This window comes from Streptomyces qinglanensis, from assembly GCF_900111245.1.
Taxonomy (GTDB): domain Bacteria; phylum Actinomycetota; class Actinomycetes; order Streptomycetales; family Streptomycetaceae; genus Streptomyces; species Streptomyces qinglanensis.
The window spans coordinates 185,922-209,219 of the sequence record NZ_FOGO01000012.1 but is presented as its reverse complement, the minus strand read 5'-3'; the positions used below and the strand labels follow the sequence as shown (position 1 = coordinate 209,219).

At 73.9% G+C, this 23,298-nt stretch carries 20 protein-coding genes; 12 read left to right on the top strand and 8 right to left on the bottom strand.

The window, feature by feature from the left end; genetic code table 11:
- Window positions 1-204: 204 nt before the first annotated feature.
- Window positions 205-612, bottom strand: coding sequence for a MerR family transcriptional regulator (locus BMX65_RS23730; protein WP_398761065.1), 408 nt, complete (start codon window positions 610-612; stop codon window positions 205-207).
- A 96-nt stretch (window positions 613-708) separates the two neighbouring features.
- Between BMX65_RS23730 and BMX65_RS23725 the strand changes: the two genes are divergently transcribed.
- Complete coding sequence (locus tag BMX65_RS23725; protein ID WP_075002375.1) at window positions 709-1,554, top strand: alpha/beta fold hydrolase; 846 nt, start codon at window positions 709-711, stop codon at window positions 1,552-1,554.
- Here BMX65_RS23725 and BMX65_RS23720 read toward each other — a convergent pair.
- Window positions 1,533-2,078 (bottom strand): hypothetical protein, encoded by a 546-nt coding sequence (locus BMX65_RS23720; RefSeq protein WP_075002374.1) that lies wholly within the window; start codon window positions 2,076-2,078, stop codon window positions 1,533-1,535. The two genes, BMX65_RS23725 and BMX65_RS23720, sit on opposite strands and share 22 nt — an antisense overlap.
- Before the next feature lie 399 nt (window positions 2,079-2,477).
- Complete coding sequence (locus BMX65_RS23715) at window positions 2,478-3,092, bottom strand: DUF1269 domain-containing protein (RefSeq protein WP_075002373.1); 615 nt, start codon at window positions 3,090-3,092, stop codon at window positions 2,478-2,480.
- Between the two features lie 201 nt (window positions 3,093-3,293).
- Between BMX65_RS23715 and BMX65_RS23710 the strand changes: the two genes are divergently transcribed.
- Window positions 3,294-4,076 (top strand): acyltransferase domain-containing protein, encoded by a 783-nt coding sequence (locus BMX65_RS23710; protein WP_075002372.1) that lies wholly within the window; start codon window positions 3,294-3,296, stop codon window positions 4,074-4,076.
- Between the two features lie 36 nt (window positions 4,077-4,112).
- Here the strand turns inward: BMX65_RS23710 and BMX65_RS23705 are convergent, their stop codons facing one another.
- Window positions 4,113-4,625, bottom strand: coding sequence for a GNAT family N-acetyltransferase (locus tag BMX65_RS23705; protein WP_075002371.1), 513 nt, complete (start codon window positions 4,623-4,625; stop codon window positions 4,113-4,115).
- Window positions 4,626-4,724: 99 nt separating this feature from the next.
- On the opposite strand from BMX65_RS23705, the gene BMX65_RS23700 reads away from it, so the two are divergent.
- The 3 genes from BMX65_RS23700 to BMX65_RS23690 all read left to right on the top strand — a co-directional run bounded on the left by BMX65_RS23700 (window position 4,725) and on the right by BMX65_RS23690 (window position 8,013).
- On the top strand, window positions 4,725-5,528 hold the full coding sequence (locus tag BMX65_RS23700) for an exodeoxyribonuclease III (RefSeq protein ID WP_075002370.1): 804 nt from the start codon (window positions 4,725-4,727) through the stop codon (window positions 5,526-5,528).
- A 173-nt stretch (window positions 5,529-5,701) separates the two neighbouring features.
- Window positions 5,702-6,613 carry an alpha/beta fold hydrolase gene (locus tag BMX65_RS23695; RefSeq protein ID WP_075002369.1) on the top strand — a complete coding sequence of 304 codons (912 nt, stop codon included), beginning with the start codon at window positions 5,702-5,704 and terminating at the stop codon, window positions 6,611-6,613.
- A gap of 125 nt (window positions 6,614-6,738) precedes the next feature.
- Entirely contained in the window at window positions 6,739-8,013 is a 1,275-nt protein-coding gene (locus BMX65_RS23690; RefSeq protein ID WP_075002423.1) for a cytochrome P450, read from the top strand.
- Here BMX65_RS23690 and BMX65_RS23685 read toward each other — a convergent pair.
- Window positions 7,954-8,793: a MerR family transcriptional regulator gene (locus BMX65_RS23685; protein WP_177214336.1), complete on the bottom strand. Its 840-nt coding sequence runs from the start codon at window positions 8,791-8,793 to the stop codon at window positions 7,954-7,956. The two genes, BMX65_RS23690 and BMX65_RS23685, sit on opposite strands and share 60 nt — an antisense overlap.
- A gap of 321 nt (window positions 8,794-9,114) precedes the next feature.
- On the opposite strand from BMX65_RS23685, the gene BMX65_RS23680 reads away from it, so the two are divergent.
- Genes BMX65_RS23680 through BMX65_RS23670 form a run of 3 tightly spaced genes read left to right on the top strand, consistent with a single transcriptional unit; the run spans window position 9,115 to window position 12,604 of the window.
- A complete protein-coding gene (locus BMX65_RS23680) occupies window positions 9,115-10,758 on the top strand; it encodes a flavin-containing monooxygenase (RefSeq protein WP_075002368.1) in 1,644 nt (547 codons plus the stop codon).
- Window positions 10,755-11,717 carry an alpha/beta fold hydrolase gene (locus tag BMX65_RS23675; protein WP_075002367.1) on the top strand — a complete coding sequence of 321 codons (963 nt, stop codon included), beginning with the start codon at window positions 10,755-10,757 and terminating at the stop codon, window positions 11,715-11,717. Before BMX65_RS23680 ends, BMX65_RS23675 begins: the two co-directional genes overlap by 4 nt.
- Window positions 11,714-12,604 (top strand): SDR family oxidoreductase, encoded by an 891-nt coding sequence (locus BMX65_RS23670; RefSeq protein WP_075002366.1) that lies wholly within the window; start codon window positions 11,714-11,716, stop codon window positions 12,602-12,604. The genes BMX65_RS23675 and BMX65_RS23670 overlap by 4 nt, the downstream gene beginning before the upstream one ends.
- A 481-nt stretch (window positions 12,605-13,085) precedes the next feature.
- On the opposite strand, the gene BMX65_RS23665 is transcribed toward BMX65_RS23670, so the two are convergent.
- Window positions 13,086-13,310, bottom strand: a complete 225-nt coding sequence (locus BMX65_RS23665) for a hypothetical protein (protein WP_075002365.1) — start codon at window positions 13,308-13,310, stop codon at window positions 13,086-13,088.
- Between the two features lie 101 nt (window positions 13,311-13,411).
- Entirely contained in the window at window positions 13,412-16,915 is a 3,504-nt protein-coding gene (locus BMX65_RS23660) for a S41 family peptidase (protein ID WP_075002364.1), read from the bottom strand.
- A gap of 215 nt (window positions 16,916-17,130) precedes the next feature.
- On the opposite strand from BMX65_RS23660, the gene BMX65_RS23655 reads away from it, so the two are divergent.
- Window positions 17,131-19,377 (top strand): MMPL family transporter, encoded by a 2,247-nt coding sequence (locus BMX65_RS23655; RefSeq protein ID WP_075002363.1) that lies wholly within the window; start codon window positions 17,131-17,133, stop codon window positions 19,375-19,377.
- A 162-nt stretch (window positions 19,378-19,539) separates the two neighbouring features.
- Here BMX65_RS23655 and BMX65_RS23650 read toward each other — a convergent pair whose 3' ends face one another.
- Window positions 19,540-19,953: an SsgA family sporulation/cell division regulator gene (locus BMX65_RS23650; RefSeq protein WP_075002362.1), complete on the bottom strand. Its 414-nt coding sequence runs from the start codon at window positions 19,951-19,953 to the stop codon at window positions 19,540-19,542.
- Window positions 19,954-20,236: 283 nt separating this feature from the next.
- Here BMX65_RS23650 and BMX65_RS23645 point away from each other — a divergent pair, with 283 nt between their 5' ends.
- From BMX65_RS23645 to BMX65_RS23635, 3 genes are all read left to right on the top strand, one after another.
- Complete coding sequence (locus BMX65_RS23645) at window positions 20,237-21,391, top strand: energy-coupling factor ABC transporter permease (RefSeq protein WP_075002361.1); 1,155 nt, start codon at window positions 20,237-20,239, stop codon at window positions 21,389-21,391.
- 12 nt (window positions 21,392-21,403) lie between these two features.
- Window positions 21,404-22,168 (top strand): cobalt ECF transporter T component CbiQ, encoded by a 765-nt coding sequence (gene cbiQ, locus BMX65_RS23640; protein WP_075002360.1) that lies wholly within the window; start codon window positions 21,404-21,406, stop codon window positions 22,166-22,168.
- Window positions 22,169-22,278: 110 nt separating this feature from the next.
- Window positions 22,279-23,028, top strand: coding sequence for an energy-coupling factor ABC transporter ATP-binding protein (locus BMX65_RS23635; RefSeq protein WP_075002422.1), 750 nt, complete (start codon window positions 22,279-22,281; stop codon window positions 23,026-23,028).
- Window positions 23,029-23,298: the final 270 nt, after the last annotated feature.

The window sequence follows — 23,298 nt, the reverse complement described above, 5'->3', positions numbered from 1 at the left end:
GGTCGGCGTCCGGTGACCGGTCGGGTGACCGCCTTCGGGTGACCGTGGACCCGCACTGTTCCGCCCCGGTACGTCGAACGGTCGGTCACCGCGCCTCGGTCCGCCGTGTCCCGCCGGTACCGTCGTGGCATCGGTCCGCCGTGTCGTGTCCCGGTCCGCCGTGTCCCCGTTCGTTCGCGGCGCGGTACGGCGAGGCCGGCTCCGCTACGCGGCCCGCGGTGCTCCCGGCCCTCCGGGTGCGTTCGCTGCCGCGGCCTGCTTGAGGTGGTCGGGGGTGGCGTCCAGGACGTTGTCGAGCAGGCCGCGTGAGGTGTGCAGGGCCTCGATCTCCGTGGTCATCCGGTCTCGCTGGGCGAGCAACTGCCCCACCAGGTCGGGGCAGGTCGGCACGAGGCGATCGCCCTCGTCCCGCAGGCACGGCAGGATCTGCGCGATCGCCGACGTCGACAGCCCCGCTGTCAGCAGGCAGCGCACCCGGCGCACCGTGTCGACATCCGTCTCGCTGTACTCGCGGTAGCCGCTGGGCAGCCGCTGCGGGCTCAGCAGGCCCTGCTTCTCGTAGTAGCGCAGCAGCCGTTCGTGGACGCCGGTACGGCGCACCATCTCCTTCATCCGCACGGCTTGTTCGCCTCCTCGGAGCCGCCGGAAGCATCCCGCTCCGGATGCGGCTTGACTCTGACACTGATGTCGGAGTTTAGCTTCTGGAACATGACCGAGAAGCACACCGCGGCTGCGGCCGCGATCCCGTCCCTGGACGTACACGTGCGCGGCAGTGGTCCCGCGCTGCTGCTCGCACATGGCGCGGGCGGAGGAATCGAGGCCAACTTCGGACACGTGCTGGAGGATCTGGCGTCCGACCACACGCTGATCGGACCGCACTACCCGGGTGCCGGCGGCTCGCCCCGGGCAGCGGGGCCGCTCGCACTGGACACGCTGGTGGACGCCGTCGTGGACGCCGCGGTCTCGCGAGGGCACGAGCGCTTCACGGTGCTGGGGGAGTCCCTCGGGACGGTGGTCGCCCTGCGGACCGCGGCACGGTACCCGGAGCGGGTGACCGGGCTCGTGCTGACCGCCGGTTTCGCGGTGGCCGACCCGCTCCTGGAGTTCGCCTCCGGCCTCGTCACCCGCCTGGGGCGAGCCGGGGAGTGGGACGCGGTGGCGCGCATCGCCACCCAGTCCGCGCTGTTGGACGGCGACATCAGTGAACTCACCGCCGAGGCACTGGAGGAGGCCGTCGCGGCGACCCGGGAGGGGTTGCCGCCGGGCACGGTGGACCACTTCGACCTGGTGCGCAGGGTCGACGTGCGCGGCGACCTCGCGGGCATCCGGGTGCCCGCTCTGGTGGCGGTGCCCACAGGTGACCGCCTCGTCCTCCCCGACAGCTCCCGTCGGCTCGCCGCCGCCCTCCCGGACGCCGCCCTGGTGGAGATTCCGGGCGGCGCCCACGTCCTGGGCGAGCAGGACCGCAAGGTGTGGCTGGGGCACGTGCGGGAGTTCCTCGCCGGGCTGCCGGAGGGCGCGGGGCAGGCCGCTCAGCAGCCGCCGCAGTTGTAGTAGGTGACGTCCCAGTGGTTGCCCTCGCGGTAGTAGATGTTGCCCGAGGCCGACTTCCACTTGGAGCCGCCGATGGAGGTGAACGCGCCGGTGATGTAACTGTCCAGGCAGCTCGAGAGGGACATGTCGAGCTTGTAGCCGTTCCAGTGGCTGTAGGTGCCGGAGGCGTGCCCGGTCTCCGTGCCGCCGGTCAGCCGGACGGCACAGCCTGACGCCCTCTTGAGAGTGACGGCGCCGTTCGCGGTCTGCGACCGGAGGCCCTGGAAGGAGGTGCAGGTGGGGTTGTTCCGGTCCGAACAGCCGCCGCTGGACGTCCAGGTGATCCCGGCGGACCGGAAGAGGGACGTGGCCTGGGAGTGCGTCAGCTTCGCGAGGAGCTGCGGGCTCCCGGCGGCCTGCGCCGGGCTCTGGGAGGCCGCCGGGGATGCCTGGGCCGCCTGCGCGTTCACCGGCGCGGTGAGCGCCAGCGCGGCAGCCGCGGCGGCGCCGAGGAGTCCGGTCAGAGCGTGGCGAGTGGGTCTCATGGGTGCCTGCCTTCCCGAGGGGACGGGGTGGGGGGTGCACGACTCGCGGAGCGTCGGGGGCGGTGGTCGGGCGTCAACGTAGTGGCATGGCAGGGGCATGTAAACAATGTCCCCGAGTGGTCCGGCCATTGGCGTTCAGGGCGCTCCCAGGCGCACGCTCCGGGCGCCGGACAGCGTGCACCAAGGGCGCGTCCGGGGACACTGCGCGCACGGCGGGCCGGTGGCATCGACCGGCAACCGGTACCAGTTGCCGGCAACGGGTCCGGCTTCCCTTCCGCGCCGACGGCGCCCCGGGCGTCATCCGCACCCCCCCCGTCGCACCCCTCTCCCGCCGTCGTCGCCTGTGTTCTCCCGCCGTCCGTGCTCGCCCGGCTCCGCCCGTCGTCCTGTCGGCCTCCGCTAGCGCCGCCACCAGTGCGTCTGGCGGCCGCTCGCCCGCTCCTTCTCGCCCTCGCCGAAGCGTCCCGTGGCGTGGCCTGTGGTCGCGGAGCCGGTGGGCGCGTCAGAGGCGTTGGGGCACGACTGGGGCTTCGAGAGGATGTCCTCGACCTCCTGCCGCACCGCGGCCGCGAGATAGTGGCTGACGCCCGGCCCCAGCGCCTCCTTCACGGCGCCGGTGGAGGTCTCCTTCACATCGGCGACCACCACCGTGCTGGCGGGCGGGATCTCCGCGGTGAGCTCCTCCAGCCCCTCGTTCGTCTCCACGACCCGGCGGGCGTCGTGGCCGCCGCCGATCAGGCCCCCGGTGGTGAAGCCGAGCAGGGCACCCCGCGGCCCGCCCACCAGACCCACCAGCGCACCGACGAGGCTGCCGACGGCGAACCCCGCGGCGCCGCTGATGTGGTCCACCTCGCCGACGATCTCGGCGCGCCCGTCCGGGTCCCGGCTGATCACCCGGGCCTCCCGCAGGTCGAGCGCGCCCTGGCTGTGCGCGCGCTCCAGCTTCTCCAGCGCGTGCTGTGCCGCTCCGGTTCCCCGGTCGGTGAAGTCGGCGCACACGATGTATTCCGTCATACGACCCACGATCCGCGCTCTCGCGGGCTCCGGCATCCCCAGTCCGGCAACACCCGCGCGACCTGCGGATTCGGCCCGACGACGGCCGCCGCGGCCCGGATCCCCGGCCGGTCTCGTCCGGGCCCGGTGCCGCGTTCCGCCGCGCGGTCCGTACGGTGCTGTGACTGGCACCGGCGGGGTGCCGCGGGTGAGGGTGGCCCCATGAGCGTCGCGTTCCTCTTCCCCGGCCCCGACTCGCTGCGGGCCGGCATGCTGCACCGGCTGCCGGACACGGCCGCCTCGGCGACCGTGCTGGCCGAGGCGGAGTGGGGGCATCCGGGAGGGGTCGCGGAGCTGGACACCGCCGAGGCGCTGGCCGGGTCCGAGGTGGCGCGGCACGTGAGTCTGCTGGTCGCCGGGGTGGCCGGCGCCAGGGCGCTGGTCGAGGACGAGGAGGTCCTCCCGGCCGCCGTGGCCGGCCACGGGCTCGGCGGGTACGCGGCGGCCGTCGTCGCGGGACTGCTCACCTTCCCCGAGGCGCTGCGGGCGGTGCGGCTGCGTGCCGGACTCCTGGAGCGGGCGGAGGAGCCCCCGCACGATCTGGGGATCCGGATGGCCCAGCACCTGGCCACGGTGCCGCGCCGGGCGCACACGCTGCCCTACGTGGCCGGCACCAGCGGTGTGTGCCTGCACGGTGACCCCAACGGTGTCTTCGACGACCTGGCCCGCTCCGTCGCACTGCCGGTCCGGCACGAGGCCGTCACAGCCGCCCTGCGGGAGACCGGCGCCGACCGGTGGATCGAGCTGCCGCCCGGCCGGGCGCTGACCGCGCACCTGGCCGGTGGCGGGGCCGACGCCGTGGGGCCCGGGGTGCGGGTCGTCTCGGTCGAGGAGATCGGCATCGCGCAGGCCGCCGACTTCGCCAGAGGCGTGTCCGGAGACGTGACGGGGTTCGGGGCGGGATTCGGGGATGTGACCGGGGACGGAACCGCGCCCGTCTGTTGACCGGGTTGTCGGACGACCCCGCTGACCGCGGTGCGGTCAGTCGGTTCCGCGCAGCGGTTTGACGAAGCAGCGGCTCTCCCTGTGGAACCGGTAGTGGCCGAACTTCGAGGGGGCCGGTACGTATCCGGATGACGTGTACAGCGCGATGGCTTCCGGCTGCTGCAGTCCGGTCTCCAGCACCACACGGGTGCGGCCCGCCTCCCGCGCGTCGTCCTCCAGCAGCGCCAGGATCCGGCGCGCGAGGCCCTGGCCGCGCGCCTCGGGCACGACGAACATCCGCTTGAGCTCGGCGTCGCCGTCCGCGTAGTTCTCGTCCTCCTCGTCCGGCCCGTGAGCGGCGTCCCGCGCGCGCCAGGCGCCGGTGGCGACCGGCCGCTGCTGCGCGTCGTAGGCCAGCAGGTACAGACCGCGCGGCGGCTGGAACATCGACGGGTCCAGCGGCGTCGCGTCGCCTTCCGGGTCCCCGTAGCGCAGCGCGTACTCCTGGAGCACGAGGTCGCTGAGCTTCCGGGCGTCCGGGTGGTCGTAACCGACGGGAACGATCTGCATGCGGGCATCGTAGAGCGGACGGACGTGCGAGGGGGCGGCCGGTCGATGGCCGCTCCGGCATATGGTGCGAAGGATGCGCGTACCGATGAGGAGCAAGTTGTGCACAAGGTGAGCACGGTCAACGTGAACGGATTGCGGGCCGCGGCGAAGAAGGGGTACACGGAGTGGCTGGCGGCCACCGACGCGGACGTGATCTGCCTCCAGGAGGTCCGCGCGGAGCCCGAGCAACTGCCCGATGCGGTGCGGTACCCGGAGGGGTGGCACGCCTTCTGGGCGCCGTCCTCCGCGAAGGGCAGGGCCGGTGTGGCGCTGCTCACCCGCCGGGAGCCCGACAGCGTGCGGGTCGGCTTCGGCACAGCCGAGTTCGAGGAGTCCGGCCGGTACCTGGAGGCGGACCTGCCCGGCCTGACCGTCGCGAGCCTGTATCTGCCCTCGGGGGAGGTCGGCACCGAGCGGCAGGACGAGAAGGAGCGCTTCATGGCGGCGTTCCTGCCCTACCTGCGCGATCTGCGGGAGCGGGCGGCGGCCGCCGGACGGGAGGTGCTGGTCTGCGGCGACTGGAACATCGCCCACCAGGAGGCCGACCTGAAGAACTGGCGCGGCAACAAGAAGAGCTCCGGGTTCCTGCCCGAGGAGCGCGCCTGGCTCTCCCGCGTCCTCGACCCGGAGGACGGCGGTTGCACGGATGTCGTCCGCGCGCTGCATCCGGACGTCGCGGGCCCGTACTCGTGGTGGTCGTACCGGGGGCGCGCCTTCGACAACGACACGGGATGGCGGATCGATTACCACATGTCCACGCCGGGTCTGGCCGAGCGGGCGGTGAAGGCGTACGTGGAGCGTGCCGCCACGCACGCCGAGCGGTGGAGCGACCATGCGCCGGTGACCGTCGACTACGGGGCCTGAGCCCGGGCGCTTCCGCACCGTGCTGCACGCCTCTGCCCGGCCGTCCGCGGGCGTGCGGGACACCGTCGCGGGGCCGGTCCGACGGCGGTGCCGTGGTCTTGTGCGGCAGGTGCGGACCGGGCCACCGTGGAGCCGGTGGGGCGAGGGCCCTGCCGTCCCCAGGGGAGGCCGCCATGGACGCTGCCGCGGAGTGCGGAGCCGAGGACGGGACGGGAACGGACGGGACGGGAGCGGCTGCCGCTGCCGTCCCGTTGCCCGCCACCCGGATCGGCGACGGTGCGCACCATGTGATCGCCGTGCACGGCTGGTTCGCGGACCGGCGCGCCTATGCACCGGTGTTCGACGTGCTCGACCGCGCCACGTTCAGCTACGCCGTTCCGGATCTGCGCGGCTACGGCGAGGCGCGGGACATTCCGGGTGCCTGTACGGCGGTTGAGGCCGCTCGGGACGTGCTGGCCCTGGCGGACGCGCTCGGCTGGGAGCGGTTCTCCCTCGTCGGGCACTCCATGGGTGCGGCCGTGATGCAGCGCGTCGTGCTGGCGGCGCCCGAGCGGGTGCGGCGGATGGTGGGGATCGCGCCGGTGCCCGCGAGCGGGGTGCCGCTGCGGGGGGAGCAGTGGGAGCTGTTCGCGGAGGCCGCGCGGCGCCCGGCCAACCGCAGGGCGATCATCGACTACACCACGGGCAACCGCCGCCCGGACGCCTGGCTGGACCTGGTGGTCGAGCGCTCGGTCTCGTGCAGCGATCCGGCCGCGTTCCGCCGCTGGCTGGACTCCTGGGCCCTGGAGGACTTCCACGGGGAGGTGCGGGGCTGCCGGGTCCCGGTGCGGCTGGTGGTCGGGGACGGCGACCCGGTGCTGTCGGCCGAGGTGGTCCGCACCACGTGGCTGCGCTGGTACACGGCCGCCGAACTGGTGGAGTTGCCCGCCGCCGGTCACTATCCGCTCGACGAGACCCCGCTGGAGACCGTCCGGGCCGTGGAGGACTTCCTGCGCGCGGACGGACAGCCCGGCGAGGGGCCAGACGGCGGCCGGGGCGGCGGTCCGGGTGAGGACCGCGCTCCGCGCGGGCGGGAGGGCGTGTGAGCGGCGCCGTACCGGACCCCGCCGTACCGGACCCCGGCGCACCGGACTCCGCCGAACCGGAACCCGCCCTGGTCCCTGACCCGGAAGATGCCCCGGACCCCGGCGCACCGGTTCCCGACCGGGACGTGTTCGATCCGCGCCGCTACGCGCGCGGACTGCCGCACGAGGCGTTCCGTGCGCTGCGGGACGGCGAGCCCGTGGCCTGGCAGGAGGAGTACGAGGTGCTGGGCTGGCCCGCGGGGCCGGGGTTCTGGGCGGTGACCCGGCACGCGGACGTCCTGCGGGTGCTCCGCTCGCCCGGCGACTTCTCCTCGTACGAGGGCGCCACCCAGATCCGCGATCCGGCGCCGGAGGATCTGCCGTTCATCCGCCGGATGATGCTCAACCAGGATCCGCCGGCCCACAACCGGCTGCGCACCCTGGTCAGCCGTGCCTTCACCCGGCGCCGAGTGGAGCGGTTCGAGGCCCAGGTGCGGCAGCGGGCCCGCAGGTTGCTGACGGGGGCGCTGCGGCCGCTGCGGGAGCGGGGGAGCTGTGATCTGGTGGCTGCCGTCACCGACGACTTCGCGCTGCTGAACCTCGCGGATCTGCTGGGAGTGCCCGCCGGGGACCGGGGGCTGCTGCTGGAGTGGACCGAGCGGATCATCGGCTACCAGGATCCGGATCAGGCCCGCACCGTGCTCGGCCCGGACGGCCGTCCGGCCGATCCGCGGTCGCCCGCCATGCTTCAGGAGATGTTCGACTACGCGCGCCGGCTGGCGTCCCACAAGCGGGCGCACCCGGCGGACGATGTCATGACAGCGCTCGCACACGAGTTGTCGGGTGCCGAACTGGAGATGTTCTTCTTCCTGCTGACGGTCGCGGGCAACGACACGGTGCGCAGTGCGGCCCCCGGCGGGCTGCTCGCGCTGGCGCAGCATCCGCACGCCCAGCGCACCCTGCGGGAACTGGTGCGGGCCGGACAGTTGCAGGCGCAGGCCGTTGCGGTGGAGGAACTGCTGCGCTGGCACACCCCGGTGCTCAGTTTCCGGCGCACCGCGGCCCGGGATCTCGAACTGTCGGGGCAGCGTGTCGGTGCGGGGGAGAAGGTGGTGGTCTTCCACGCGTCCGCCAACTATGACGAGCGGGTCTTCGAAGCGCCGCACACACTGGATCTGGCCCGAGCGCACAATCCGCACGTGGCGTTCGGCGCGGGGCCGCACGTGTGCATGGGTGCCCATTTCGCGCGCCTCCAGTTGCGTGTTCTGCACCAGGAGGCGGCGCGGCTGCTGCCGCCGTACGAGCTGCTGCCGCCGTACGAGCTGCTGCCGCAGGGGGAGGGGGCCGGGCAGGTGCGCCGGCTAGTCTCCAACTTCATCCACGGGATCAAGGCGCTGCCCGTCCGGCTGTCCGGTGCCTAGCCAGTCCTCCAGCTCGGCGCGCACCCGCCGGTCCAGGGCCAGGCCCAGTTCCGCCTCGACGATCTGTTTGGCGGTCGGTGCCAACTGGGTGAGCAGGTCGTTGAGCTCCGCCGGGTCGGTGGACTGCTGCCGGGGCAGCAGGTGGGAGCGGAAGAGGCGGGCGAAGGTGGCGGCGATCTCGTCGGTCTGGGTGCGCAGTTCGCGGGCAGCGGCCAGCACGTCGGCCAGCGGGATGCCCTTGGCGACCAGTTCGGCGGAGCTGTCCAGCAGGCGGCGGCTGGTGTGGACGAACTCGTCGCCGTCGACGGCGACGTAGCCGAGGTCCAGCGAGTCGGCCAGGTTCTCGGGGGTGACCTCGCCCTGGAAGCGGTCGGCGAGTTCCTCCGGGGTGAGCCGGACGGGGATCTCCTCGGAGAAGGGGGTGACCACCGCGCTGTCCAGGCCCATGACCTCGGCGGCGGTGCGGACGTCGCGGCCCTTCTCGAAGGCGTCGAGGAGGTCGGCGATGCCGCCGAGGGTGTGGCCGCGGGCCAGCAGCGCGGTGATGCTGCGCAGTCGCGCGAGGTGGTGTTCGTCGTACCAGGCGATGCGGCCCTCGCGGCGGGGCGGCGGCAGGAGTTTGCGTTCGCGGTAGAAGCGCAGGGTGCGGGTGGTGATTCCGGCGGCCTCGGCCAGTTGGGGCGCGCGGAACTCCCGCTTCCCGGCAGTCGGCCCACCGGCCGGGTCCTCGGCGGGTGGGTCGGCTCCGTCCGTCGTGTGTTGCTCGTTCGCGCTCGCCACGTCCCCCAGCCTAGGTCGTGTCCGCAGAGCCCGGTCTGCTCTCCGGGCGGCTGACGCTCCTTCGAGGACACTCCCCGGCGGAGACCGGGGAAGAGACCGGGGAAGAGACCGGGGAAGAGGCCGGGGAAGAGGCCGGGGACGGCCGTTCCGGTGCGACCGCCGGTAACTTTCCTCGCGCCGACCCCTACCCATGAGTATGCGACTGCCCTACTCTCATGACTGTGCCAGTGATTACTGGCACGGTTTGGGGTCCGCAGTGCGCGAGCGCGGCAGGACGCGACACCCACGACGCAGCACGCGACAGATCCGGGAGGCGGCGGCATGGCGGCCGAGCACGAGCAGGAGCACGTACGGGTGGCGGTGATCGGCACGGGGTTCGGGGGCCTGGGAGCCGCCGTGCGGTTGCGCCGCGCGGGGATGACGGACTTCGTCGTCCTGGAGCGCCGGGAGGCCGTCGGCGGCACCTGGCACGACAACACCTATCCGGGGTGCGCGTGCGACATCCCCTCGCACCTGTACTCCTTCTCCTTCGCGCCCAACGCCGACTGGCCGCGCAGCTTCTCGCCCCAGCCGGACATCCGCGCCTACCTGGAGCAGGTCGCCGACACCTTCGGACTGCGCCAGCACATCCGCTTCAACACCGAGGTCCAGCAGCTGAGCTGGGACGCGCAGGAGCTGCACTGGCGGGTGGAGACCTCGGCGGGCACGCTGACGGCCGACCTGGTCGTCTCCGCCACCGGACCGCTCTCCGAGCCCAAGCTGCCCGACATCCCCGGCCTGGACTCCTTCGAGGGGAAGGTCTTCCACTCGGCCACCTGGGACCACGACTACGACCTGCGGGGCAAGCGGGTGGCGGTGATCGGCACCGGCGCCTCGGCGATCCAGATCATCCCCGCCATCCAGCCGGTCGTCGGCGAGCTGACCGTCTTCCAGCGCACCCCGGCCTGGGTGCTGCCGCGCAACGACCGCCGCATCAGCGCCACCGAGCGGAGACTGCACGCCCGCTTCCCCGCCACCCAGAAGCTGCGCCGCTTCGCGCTGTGGGGCGTACGGGAGCTGGAGACCCAGGTTTTCGCCAACTACCCGAACCTGCTGCCCGCCGTGGAGAAGATCTCCAAGCTGCACATGAAGCGCGCCGTCAAGGACCCCGAGCTGCGCCGCAAGCTGTCGCCGGACTACCGCGTCGGCTGCAAGCGCACGCTGCTGTCCGACGACTACTATCCGGCGCTCGCCCAGCCCAACACGCACGTCGTCGACTCCGGCCTCAAGGAGGTCCGCGGCAACACGCTGGTCTCCGCGGACGGCCGTGAGGTGGAGGTCGACGCCGTGGTCTTCTGCAGCGGCTTCCACGTCTCCGACATGCCGCTCGCCCACCTGGTCAAGGGGGCCGACGGCGAGACGCTGGCCGAGTCCTGGGCCGAGGACGGGATGAACGCGCTGCGCGGGACGACCGTGGCCGGCTTCCCCAACTTCCTCTTCGTCATCGGGCCGAACACCGGCCTGGGCACCAGCTCGATGGTGCTGATCATCGAGGCGCAGCTCAACTACCTGGTCGACTACGTGCGGAAGCTGGACACCCTCGGCGGCGGCGAGAAGGCCGCACTGGACGTCCGGCCGATCGCGCAGCACACCTACAACGCCAAGCTGCGCGAACGCATCGCCTCCAGCGTGTGGGAGACCGGCTGCACGAGCTGGTACCTGGACGCGCAGGGCCGCCCGGTGGCCGTGTGGCCCGGCACCACGGCCGAGTTCCGCAAGGCCACCCGGGAGGTGTGGCTGGAGGAGTACGAAGTGCTGCGCCCCGGCGGCGGAGGTGCGGCCCGCCGCAAGGCGCCGCTGCTCGCGGGGAGCACGAGCCGGGGCGCGGCCACCGGCGCTTTCCACGCGGCGGAGGACATGCCCGCTGCGGCGCGGAGCGGCAGTGCCGCCGCGGCCCGCCGCGACACCACGGAGGACGTGCGATGAGCCGCATTCTGCAGGGACTCACCGGGCGCTACGCGCCGCCCGCGCCGGCGCGCGAGCTGACGGCACGCTCCGGGGACGGGGTGCGGTTCCCCGTCGAGGTGCACGGCCGGGCCGGCGACCCCGCGATCGTCCTCGCCCACGGCTGGACCTGCTCGACACTGTTCTGGGCGCCGGTCATCCGGGACCTGACCGCCGGCGGCCACCGCGTCGTGGTCTACGACCAGCGCGGGCACGGCCGCAGCCCGGCCCCAGCGGCCCCGATGGCGTACAGCACCGCCATGCTCGCCGACGACCTGTGCGCCGTCCTGGAGGCGGCGCTGGAGCCGGGAGAGCGCGCCGTCGTCGGCGGTCACTCGATGGGCGGTATGACGATCATGGCAGCGGCGGGCCGGCAGCGGCTGCGCGAGCACGGCGCCGCGCTGCTGCTGTGCAGCACCGGAGCGCAGCATCTGACGGGGCAGGCCCGGGTGCTGCCGTTCCGCTCGGAGCGGGTGCGCGCGGTCGCGCACCGCGCGCTGCTGGGCTCGTCCGCGCCGCTGGGTCCCGTCACCCCGCTGACCCGCAAGGCCCTCGCCTACGGCACGCTCGGGCCACGCCCCGAACGGGACGCCGTCGAGGCGACCGCCCGCATCGCGCACGCCTGCCCCACCCGGGTGCGGTCGGCGTGGGGCGGGGTGCTGGCCGGGCTCGACCTGTCGGCCAAGGTCCCGCACCTGGACGTGCCCACCGCCGTCGTCGTCGGTACCCACGACCGCCTCACCCCGCTCCCGCACGCCCACCGGATGGCGGCTCTGCTGCCGGACTGCACAGGCGTGCACCAGCTCGAAGGGCGCGGGCACATGACGCCGCTGGAGGAGCCGGAGACGGTCGCCGCGGTCCTGGCCGGGCTCGCCCGGGACCACCTCGCCACCACCGGGCGCACGGCGAAGCCGTCGCAGACGAAGGAGAAGAGCGCATGAGCAGGGTCGCACTGGAGGGGCAGGTCGCCGTCATCACGGGCGCGGCGCGCGGCGTGGGGGCGCTGCTGGCCCGGAAGATGGCGGCACGCGGCGCCAGGATCGCCCTCGTCGGGCTGGAGCCGGCCGAACTGGAGCGGGTGAGCGCGTCCCTGCACACCGAGTCGGCGCACTGGCACGCCGACGTCACCGACCACGAGGCGATGGCCCGGGTCGCACGCGAGGTCAAGGCGCACTTCGGGAAGGTCGACATCGCCGTCGCCAACGCCGGGGTGGCGGCGGGCGGTCCGTTCATGGACTCCGACCCGGTCGCCTGGCGCCGGGTCATCGAGGTGAACCTCATCGGCGGCGCCGTCACCGGCCGGGCCTTCCTGCCCGTACTGCAGGAGTCGCGCGGCTACTTCCTGCAGATCGCCTCGCTCGCGGCGATCACCCCGGCGCCGATGATGACGGCGTACTGCGCCTCCAAGTCCGGCGTGGAGGCGTTCGCGCACAGCCTGCGGGCCGAAGTCGGGCACCAGGGCGTGGGGGTCGGCGTCGGCTATCTGAGCTGGACCGACACCGACATGGTGCGAGGCGCGGACGCGGACGAGGTGATGCGCGACGTACGGCAGCGGCTGCCGTGGCCCACCAACAAGACCTATCCGCTGGGCCCGGCCGTCGACCGGCTCGTCGCGGGCATCGAGCGCCGCTCCCCGCATGTGTACGGGCAGTGGTGGCTGCGCGGGATGCAGGGCATCCGCGGTTACCTCGCCCCGCTGATCGGCGGCCCCCTCGGACAGCGCGAGATGAAGGCCGTCGCCGCCCGGCTGGAGTCCGGCGGCGGGGTGGCCACCGGGCTCGTCGGCGCGGGCGGCGAAGCGGACGAGAAGGCCCGCGCGGAGCGCTGACGCGCCTGCCGCCGCTGCCCCGACAGGCCGGGCGGTGGCCCTGCGGGCCGTGCCCCGGACCGGCGTGCGGGTGACCGTCCTGCTGGGCGGGAGCCGCCCCGGCCGGTGCTGATCCGCAGGGCAGGGCCTCTGGCCCCCCGGGGAAGGGGGCTGATCCGGCGGACCGGATGCTGCCCCGTCCGGGCGGCATCTGCCTTGGCGAGGCGCTGCCGGGGGCGGGGCCCGCGGGCCAGGAGCCCGCGGGCATGGGGGGCCGGGCGGGGTCACCCGGGCCGGGTGCTGTTCCCTCAGGGGGACCGTCGGCGGACGGCTGACAGGCGGGGGCGCACCGGCCTACGACGTGCTGCGGCTTCCTGCCGCCGTCGCGGGGGCAGGAAGCCGCAGCACGCCGAGGGACAGCCGGGACATGCGCCTCCGCGTCCGCGGGGCCTCCCGCCGAGCGGGGACCGGCCGTCGGGCAGGGGGCGGGCCGTCCGCTGCCTCAGTGGTTCTTGTCCTTCCACTCCTGGGCGCGCTGCTGGGCCTTGTCCTTCAGCTCCTGCGCCTTGTCGGTGGCGTCGTCCTTCAGCTCCTGCGCCTTGTCGGTGGCACCCTGGCCACCGCCGTGCTTGCGGTCACCGCCGTGCTTGCGGTCGCCGGACGAGGACTTGCCGCCCTTGTGCCGGAGCTGCTCGGCCTTGGACTTGAACTGGTCTGCGAGACCCATCGTCACTCCTTCGGACGTGTGTACGGACGGGCACTCTCCACCCTGCCACGCGATCCCATATGTCGCATGACGTGCAAAAGCGACCTGTCCCCCCGCTCCGGTCAGGGGCGCGGCGGGAGCGGGGGACGGGAGCGGTCGGGGGCGTCCCCGTATCCGGGCGGGGTCCGGGCGGGGTGCCGTTCCAGCAGGTCGAGGGCGGTGCGTACGGCGGTGCCCAGCACGGAGCTGCGGCCCTCGGCCCAGTCCAGCGGAGTGCGCAGGACCTCGATGTCCGGCTCGACCCCGCGGTTCTCCACCGACCATCCGTACCCCTCGAACCACGCGGCGTTCATCGGCACCGTGATCACGGTGCCGTCGCCGAGCCGGTGCCGGCCCGTCATGCCGACGACGCCGCCCCAGGTGCGGGCCCCGACGACCGGCCCCAGGCCCAGCAGCCGGAACGCGGCGATGATCATGTCGCCGTCGGAGGCCGTCGCCTCGTCCGCCACGGCGACCACCGGGCCGCGCGGCGCGTCGCCGGTGTAGGTGACCGGCTGCGCGTCGCGGGTGAGGTCCCAGCCCAGGATGGTGCGGGTGAGCTTTTCCAGCACGAGTTCGCTGATGTGCCCGCCCGCGTTGCCCCGGACGTCGACGATGAGCGCGGGCCGGGAGACCTCCAGCCGCAGGTCCCGGTTGAACTGCGCCCAGCCGGAGCCGCCCATGTCGGGGATGTGCAGATAGCCGCAGGCGCCGTCGCTCAGCTCGCGGACGACGTCCCGGCGCCGGGCCACCCAGTCCTGGTAGCGCAGCGGACGCTCGTCGATCAGCGGGACGGCCGCGACCCGCCGCGGCCCCGCCTGCCGGAGCGTCAGCTCCACGGTGGTGCCGCCCGCCGCGGCCAGCAGCGGCGCGGGGCCGGCCACCGGGTCGACGGGGCGCGCGTCGACGTGGGTGAGCACCGCGCCCTCCCGCACCGGGGAGCCGGCCAGCGGGGAGCGGGCCCGGGAGTCGGAGGAGTCGCCGGGCAGGATCCGGGCGAGCTGCCAGTCGCCCTCGGGGGTGTGGATCAGATCGGCGCCCAGGAAGCCGAGGGGGCGCTGGTAGTGCGGTGGCCCCTCGTCGCGCCGCGCCGGGGTGACGTAGGCGTGCGAGGTGCCCAGTTCGCCGAGCACCTCGCGCAGCAGGTCGGCGAACTCGTCCGGGGTGGCGACGCGTTCGACCAGCGGCCGGTACTGCTCCAGGACGGCCGCCCAGTCCACGCCGCTCATCCCCGGGTCCCAGAAGTAGGCCCGCACCAGCCGGCCCGCCTCCGCGTACGCCTGCCGCCACTCGGCCGCCGGGTCGACGTCGTGCAGGATGCGGCGCAGGTCGATGAAGGTGGTGGTGTCCGCGTCGGCCCGCTGGTCGGCGGGGACCACCCGCAGCAGCCCCTCGTCGTTGACGACCAGCCGGGTGCCGTCACCGCTGGGTGCGAACCAGTCGATGTCGCTGGTGAGTTCGGTGCGCTTGGCGGTGGTCGGGTCGAAGTGCTCCAAGGTGGGGCGGCCCGAGGTGTCGGCCGGGTTGGCGAAGGTCTCGCCGAGCGCGCCGGAGATCGGGTAGCGCAGCCAGATCAGCCCGCCCCCGGCCACCGGGCACAGCGCCCCGTACTTCGAGGCCGTCACCGGGAACGGTGTGACGCGGTTGGCCAGCCCCTCCGCCTCCACCAGCACCGGGGTCCCGCCGCCCTCCTCCGCGCCGTCCCGGCGGTCCTGCGGGTCCAGCCCGCCCGCGGCCGGGCGCCCTTCCGGGGTCAGCGCGAACGGGGAGAGCGTCGCGGAGGAGAGCGGCACCAGGTACGGGCGGCAGCCCAGCGGGAAGGAGAGGTCGCCGGTGTGCACGTCGTAGACCGGGTCGAAGCCGCGCCAGGAGAGGAACGCCAGATAGCGGCCGTCGCGGGTGAAGACGGGCTGCTCGTCCTCGAACCGCCCGTCCGTGACGTCCAGGACCGGGCACGCGCCCGCTGCGGCGCCGTCCCGTTCGGCGACCCTCGCGATCCGGATGCAGGACAGCGAGCGGCCCACCCCCGGGTGTGCCCAGGCCAGCCAGCGGGAGTCGGGGGAGAAGGCCGGATCGTGCACCGGGCCGTTGGCGGACCGCACGACCTCGCTGATCGCGGGCTCCGGGACCACCGCGTCCGGGACCACCGCGTCCGGGGCCGCCGTCCCCGCTGCCGCCGTGCCGTCCTCGACGGCTTCCGGTGACTCCCCGGCACCCCCCGGGGACTCCGCGGCGGCTTCTGCGGCTTCCGCGGCCTCCGGGGGCTCCACGGCATCCGGGGGCTCCGCGGCCTCCGGGGTCTCCTCCGGGCCGGGCACGTCGACCAGCAGCAGCCGCCCGTCGTGCGTGGCGACGGCCAGCCGCTCGGCGGACGGCGCGGCGACCAGCTCCCGGACCCGCCCCAGCCGTCCGGCGGCGATCCGGTAGGCGGGCCGGGGGCGGGAGGCGCGGGGCAGGTCGGCGATCTCGATCGCGTCCTCGCCCTCCGCGTCGGTGACGTAGGCGATCCGCCCGGTGTCGCCCAGCATGGTGGGCAGCCGCACCCGCACCCCGGGGGTGTCCGCCAGGGCCCGGGCCGGGCCGTCGCGGTGGGTGAGCCAGTACAGGCTGCCGCGTACTCCGACCGCGCCGGCCCGGCCGGTGGGGTCGACGGCCAGCGAGGTGACGTGCGCGCCCGCGGGCACCTGGTAGGGGCGGCGGCCCGCGCGCTGGCTGCCGGTGCGGACATCGAGGCGGCGGGGCCGGGCCGCGTGCGCGAAGTCGTCGACCAGCCACAGTTCCCCCGCGCACTGGTAGACCACCCGCCGTCCGTCGGTGGCCGCGTGCCGGGCGTAGAACGCGTCGTGATCGGTGTGCCGCCGCAGGTCGGTGCCGTCCGGGCGGCAGGAGTAGAGGTTGCCGACGCCCTCGTGGTCGGAGAGGAAGGCGATCCGGTCCCCGACGAGCAGTACCGAGTCCAGGTGCCCGTCGAGGCCGGGCAGCAGCCGCTCGCCCTGGAGCCACAGCCGTCCCGTGGCGCCGCCCCGGTACCGCTTCCAGTTCGCGGGCTCGTGCGGCGGTGTCCCGGTCAGCAGCAGCGTGCGGCGCTCGCCCCGCTGCTCGGCCACGGCGATGTCCGACACCGGGCCCCACGGCAGCCTGCTGCCCGGGCAGGAGGAGTCCGGCCCGCCCGCCGGCGGGCCGTCCGGGCCGTCGACCGGGACCCGGTAGGCCCAGGCCCGGTGCGCGAAGGGCTCGCCGTGCGAGGCCACCGCCAGGACGTCGCCCTCCGGGGTCCAGCCTCGTACCCGGGTGTCGGTCGCGCCCCAGTACGTCAGCCGCCGGGACGCGCCCCCGCGGACGGAGACCAGGTGGATCTCCGGGTCCAGGCTGCGCCAGCTGATGTAGGCGATGCGCTCCCCGGCGGGGCAGAAGCGGGGGTGGCTGATCCGGGTGCGGTCCACCGTCAGCCGCCGGGCCCGCACGGAGGGCGCCCCCGGCTCCGGGAGCCGGACCGCCCACAGGTCGTCCTCGGTGGTGAAGCAGAGCAGCTCGCCGTGCAGGTGCGGATAGCGGAGATACGCGCCGTCGTCGGTCACCTTTCCCATGGTTCGGGGGTATTTGCGGCCGGGCAAGTTGTGATGTGCCCCACATGTCCCGGTGCGGACTCATCCTGCGGGTGCGAGCGAGCGTCGATTGACATGAGCTCTCATAGTCGGCTCGCGGCGCCCCCCCGTCGTGCACCTTCGGCTCGGTCGGCCCTGCCGTCCCTGCTCCACCGCACCGTCCCACTGTCCGACCTCGAGACCGGAGAACCTCTCTCGTGGCCACCTTCCTTCACAAGCTCGGCAGACTCGCCTTCCGGCGGCGCCGCATCGTCGCCCTGATATGGGTGGCGCTGCTGGTCGCGGCCGGCGTCGGCGCGTCCACCGCATCGACTCCGCCCGACGACGACTTCGCGCTGCCCGGCACGCAGGCCCAGAAAGCCTTCGACCTGCTGGAAGAGCGCTTTCCGGAAGCCAATGCCGAAGGCGCGACGGCCCGTATGGTCTTCCGCGCGCCGACCGGCGAGAAGATCACCGCCGAACCCAACAAGGCCGCCGTCGAGAAGGCCCGCGAGGAGCTGGGCGGCGGGCAGGCGGCCAACGTCTCCGACCCGTTCGTCAAGGGCAGCGGGGCCGTCAGCAAGGACGGCAGCATCGCCTACGCCTCCGTCCAGTACAAGGTCCCGGCCCAGGACATCACCGACAAGACCCGGGAGGGCCTGGAGGACGTCGCGAAGGAGGCCCGCAAGACCGGGCTGACCGTGGAGACCGGCGGTGACGCGCTGATGGTCGAGCCCGAGATGGGCAACGCCGAGGTCATCGGCATCGGCATCGCGGCCGTCGTGCTCATCCTCACCTTCGGCTCGCTGATCGCGGCAGGGCTGCCGCTGGTCACCGCACTGATCGGGGTGATGATCGGCATCTCCTCGATCACCGCGCTGGGCGCCACCCTCGGCCTGTCGGCCAACACCACGACGCTGGCGATGATGATCGGCCTGGCGGTCGGCATCGACTACGCGCTCTTCATCGCCTCCCGCTACCGTGCGGAGCTGACCGAGGGCCGGGAACGCGAGGAGGCGGCCGGACGCGCGGTCGGAACCGCCGGGTCCGCCGTGGTCTTCGCCGGGCTCACCGTGGTGATCGCACTCGTCGGGCTCTCCGTCGTCAACATCCCGGTCCTCACCAAGATGGGTATGGCGGCCGCGGGCACGGTGGTCATCGCCGTCCTGGTGGCGCTGACGCTGGTGCCTGCCGCGCTCGGCATGGTCGGCAAGCGGATCTTCGGCCGCCGGGTGCGCAAGGCCAACCCCGCCACCGGGGTGCCCCCCGCCGCCGACGCGGAAGGCCAGCGCCCCAAGGCCGGTGCCCGCTGGGCGGGCTTCGTGCTCCGCCGCCCCGTCCTGGTGCTGGTCACCGCCGTGCTGGCACTCGGCGCCCTGGCGCTGCCCGTCGGCTCCATGCAGCTCGGGCTGCCCGACGAGGGCAACCAGCCGGAGAGCACCACCCAGCGCAAGGCGTACGACCTGCTCTCCGACGGCTTCGGCGCGGGCTTCAACGGTCCGCTGATGGGCGTGGTCGACCTCAAGGGGGCCGACGACCCGAAGGCCGCGGCCGCCGACGTGCAGAAGCGGCTGCAGAAGGTGGACGGTGTGGTCGCCGTCAGCCCGCCGCAGCTCAACAAGAGCGGCGACACCGCCACTCTGACGGCTGTCCCGAAGTACGGTCCCAGTGACGAGCGCACCGAGGAGATCGTGCACGACATCCGGGACCAGTCGGGTGCGATCGAGCAGAAGACCGGTGCCACGCTGCTGGTCACCGGTGCGACGGCGGTCGCCATCGACTTCTCGCAGGTCATGAACGACGCCCTGGCGCCCTATCTGGCGCTGGTGGTGGGCCTGGCCTTCGTGCTGCTGATGCTGGTCTTCCGCTCGGTGCTGGTGCCGCTCAAGGCGGCCCTGGGCTTCCTGCTCTCGGTGCTGGCGGCGCTGGGTTCCGTGGTGGCCGTCTTCCAGTGGGGCTGGCTGGCCGGACTGATCGGGGTCGAGCAGACCGGGCCGATCATGAGCATGATGCCGATCTTCATGATCGGTGTGATCTTCGGCCTCGCGATGGACTACGAGGTCTTCCTGGTGACGCGGATGCGCGAGGCGCACGTCCACGGCGAGAGCCCCGGCCAGGCCATCGTCAGCGGCTTCCGGCTGGGTGCACGCGTGGTGACCGCCGCGGGCGTCATCATGATCAGCGTGTTCGCCGGGTTCATCGGGTCCTCCGAAGCCATGATCAAGATGATGGGCTTCGGGCTCGCCGTCGCGATCCTCTTCGACGCCTTCGTGGTGCGGATGGCCATCGTGCCCGCGGTGCTCGCGCTGCTGGGGGAGCGCGCCTGGTGGCTGCCGCGCTGGCTGGACCGGCTGCTGCCCAACGTCGACGTCGAGGGTGAGGGCCTCCGCAAGGAGCTGAACCTCGACAAGGCGTCGGCCGCGACCGTTCCCCCGCCCCGCGAGCCGGAGCGCACCGGCGTGTGACCCGCGCCGGGCGCCCGCCCCGGCCGTCCCGGTGCGGGACCGCCGCACGTCCTCGCCCGCCCATCCGTTCCCTTCCGGGAGCGGGTGGGCGGGCGCTGTTCTTCCGGGAAGGACTCGTGCACCGGCCGCCCCCCGGGGCTGCGTGCGGCCGGGATCCCGCGGTCAGACTCCGCGCAGCAGCGCGGCGAAGCCCTCTTCCAGATCCAGCAGCGCCCGCTCGGCGCCGGCAGGCACCAGTTCGTAGCTGTGCCGCAGGAAGCGCTCCAGGTCGGCGGTGCGGAACTCCAGCACCGCGACCCCCTCACCCGCGTGCAGCTCGACCACCGTCCGCTCCCGTCCGTCGGGGCGGACCTGCACGTCGCCCTCGCCCGCAACCCCGCGCAGCCCCTCGGCGAGCAGGTCGCGGGAGAAGGCCCAGGCGACCTCCGCGCCGTCGAGGGAGATCTCGGCGGGGAAGACGATCCGCACCGCCAGCGGATCGTCCGTCTCGTAGCGGAGCGCGGGGGTCAGCGGCCGGGCCGCCGGCGGCCGGACGATCAGTTGGGCCTGCACGGTGCGGGTGATGACCTTCGACACTTCTGCTCCTCCGGATCGGGGGTTCCCGGCGCGCTCATCGCTCCGGCCGGGTTGCCCCTTCGCCCTGTCAGACGCGCAGCGGGGCCGCCCGGACACCCGAACCGGCCGGTGAGTTCTGCCACAGGCCGCAGACCAGGGGGGCGTCCCCGCCCATTCCGGACGTCCCCGACGCCCTCTTGCGAAGACTTTGCATCTGACCGCTATTCTCAAAAGGCTGGAGACGGCCGCTGCCAGGCCATTGCCGGGCCGTTGTGAGAAGCCGTGAGAAAGCGGAGTGCCCCCGATGCACGTACCTGATGGATTCATCGATGCCCCCGTTTCGGCCGGTACGGGAGTCGTGGCCGCCGCGGCCCTCGCCGTCTCGCTGCGCGGCGCACGGCGCGAACTGGGCGGCGGCCCCGGCGGAGCCGGGGAGCGGACGGCACCGCTGGCCGGACTGGTGGCGGCGTTCATCTTCGCCGTGCAGATGCTCAACTTCCCGGTGGCCGCCGGGACCAGCGGCCATCTGCTGGGCGGTGCGCTGGCCGCGATACTCGTGGGGCCGTACACGGGCGTGCTGTGCGTCTCCGTCGTACTGCTCCTGCAGGGTGTGCTCTTCGCGGACGGCGGCCTGACCGCGCTGGGCACCAACATCACGGACATGGGCGTGGTGACCGTCCTGGTCGCCTACGCCGTCTTCCGCGGGCTGCTGCGGGTGCTGCCGCGCCGCCGCTCGGTGGTGACCGGCGCCTCCTTCGTCGCCGCGCTCGTCTCGGTGCCGGCGGCCGCGGTCGCCTTCACCGCGGTCTACGCGCTCGGCGGGACGACCGACGTCTCGCTGGGCAAGGTCTTCGGCGCGATGGTCGGTGTGCACGTGCTCATCGGCATCGGCGAGGCCGCGATCACCGCCGCGACGGTCGGCGCCGTTGTCGCCGTCCGCCCCGACCTGGTCCACGGGGCGCGCGACCGGCTGGCCGCGCCACTGGAACTGCGGCCCTCGCCCCTGTCGGACGCCGAAGCGCCCGGCGCCGAAGCCCCGGGTGCCGAGCCCCGCCCGGCTGCCGCTCCGGCCGACGCAGCCCCGGCCGCTGCCGCCGGGCGGCGCCGCTCGGTGCGCCCGCTGTGGATCGCCGGGCTCGTCGTCACCCTGGCCTGCGCGGGCGGGCTCAGCTTCTACGCGTCCTCCGACCCCGACGGGCTGGAGAAGGTCGCCGCCGACAACGGCATCGACAAGCAGGCGGAGGACCACGCGGCGGAGGACTCGCCGCTGGCCGACTACGGCGTCCAGGACATCGCCGACTCCCGGCTGTCCGGCGGCCTGGCGGGCGTCATCGGCGTGGGTGCCACCCTCGTCGTCGGCTCGGGCGTCTTCGTCGCCGTGCGCCGCCGCAGCAACAGCGGCGCCCCCGTCGAAGCCGGTGCCTCCGCCGCGTCCGGCCCGCCGGCGACCGAGCGCTAGGGGAGGGCCGACATGGGTGCCGGACACGCGCACAAGCTCTACAAGCACGGCCACTCGCCCGTGCACGCGCTGCCCGCGCACTGCAAACTGGCAGCGGTCTTCTGCTTCGTCCTGCTGGTCGTCGCCACCCCGCGGGAGGCCGTGTGGGCGTTCGGCGCCTACGCGGTGCTGCTGGCGGCGGTCGCCGCCGTCTCACGGGTGCCGCCGCGCCATCTGCTGACCCGCATGGCGATCGAGGTGCCGTTCGTGGCCTTCGCAGTGCTGCTGCCGTTCGTCGCGGAAGGGGAGCGGATCACCGTCTGGGGGCTCTCGCTGTCCGAACCCGGCCTGTGGGGCGCGTGGAACGTGCTCGCCAAGGGCACCCTCGGAGTGGCCGCTTCGGTGCTGCTCGCCTCCACGACCGGGCTGAACGACCTGCTGCTGGGCCTCGCGCGGCTGCGGATGCCCGCGCTGCTGTGCCAGATCGCCACGTTCATGGTGCGCTACGCCGACGTCATCAGCGAGGAGATGCGCCGGATGCGCACCGCACGCCTCTCGCGCGGCTTCGAGGCCCGCGGACCCCGCCACTGGGGAGTGCTGGCCAAGTCGGCCGGTGCGCTGTTCATCCGCTCCTACGAGCGGGGTGAGCGGGTGCATCTGGCGATGCTCAGCCGCGGCTACGCCGGCAGCATGCCGCCCGCGCTCGGAGCGGGCCCCGCCGCGCGCGCGGAGTGGGCCCGCTCGGCCGCGCTGCCGGTGACCGCCCTCGCGATCTGCCTGCTGGGATGGGTGCTGTGACTTCCTCCACCGACACGAACGCCGACCCGAACGCCGACCCGAACGGCGACACGGATACCGGCACGACCGCCGGGACCGCTGCCGGGGCGGCCGCAGACGATGCGGCGCCGGTGCCCTCGCTCCAGGTGAGCGGCCTGGCCTACGCCTACCCCGACGGCCACCAGGCGCTGTTCGGCGTCGATCTGACCGTCCCGCGCGGGCAGCGGGTCGCCCTGCTGGGCCCCAACGGCGCGGGCAAGACCACGCTGGTACTGCACCTGAACGGCATCCTGACGCCCGGCGCCGGCTCGGTCACCGTGGCCGGGCTGCGCGCCGAACGCGCCCATCTCGCGGAGATCCGGCGCCGGGTCGGCATCGTCTTCCAGGATCCGGACGACCAGCTCTTCATGCCGACGGTCCGCGAGGACGTGGCCTTCGGCCCGGCCGCCGCGGGACTGCGCGGTGCCGAACTGGAGGCCCGGGTGCAGGAGGCGCTGGAGCGCGTCGGGATGGCCGAGCACGCCCACCGGGCGCCGCACCACCTCTCGTTCGGCCAGCGGCGCCGCGTCGCGGTCGCCACCGTGCTGGCCGGCCGCCCGGAGATCCTGGTGCTGGACGAGCCGTCCTCCAACCTGGACCCGGCGGCCCGCCGTGAGCTGGCCGACCTGATCCGCTCGCTGGACCTGACGGTGCTGATGGTCACCCACGACCTGCCCTACGCGCTGGAGCTGTGCCCCCGCTCGGTGGTGCTCAGCGACGGGGTGCTGGTGGCCGACGGCACCACCCAGGAACTGCTCTCCGACGCCGAGCTGATGCGCGCCCACCGCCTCGAACTCCCCTTCGGCTTCGACCCGCGCTCGGTGACGGCGCCGGTCGCCTGAGCGGTCCCGGCGCCCGTCGCCCGAGCCGGCCCGGCGCCCGTCGCCCGAGCCGGTCCGGCGCCGGTCCCCCGAGCCGGCCCGGTCCCCCGAGCCGGCCCGGTCCCCCGAGCCGGCCCGGTCCCCCGAGCCGGCCCGGTCCCCCGGGGCGACCCGGTCCCCGGGGCGGGGCCGCACGGTCGAGGCCGCCCCCGGCGCACGGCACCGTGCGGCGCGTAGGACCATGGGGGGCGCGGCGCCACAAAAGCGCCCCCAGGCGACAGGAGCGAAGGA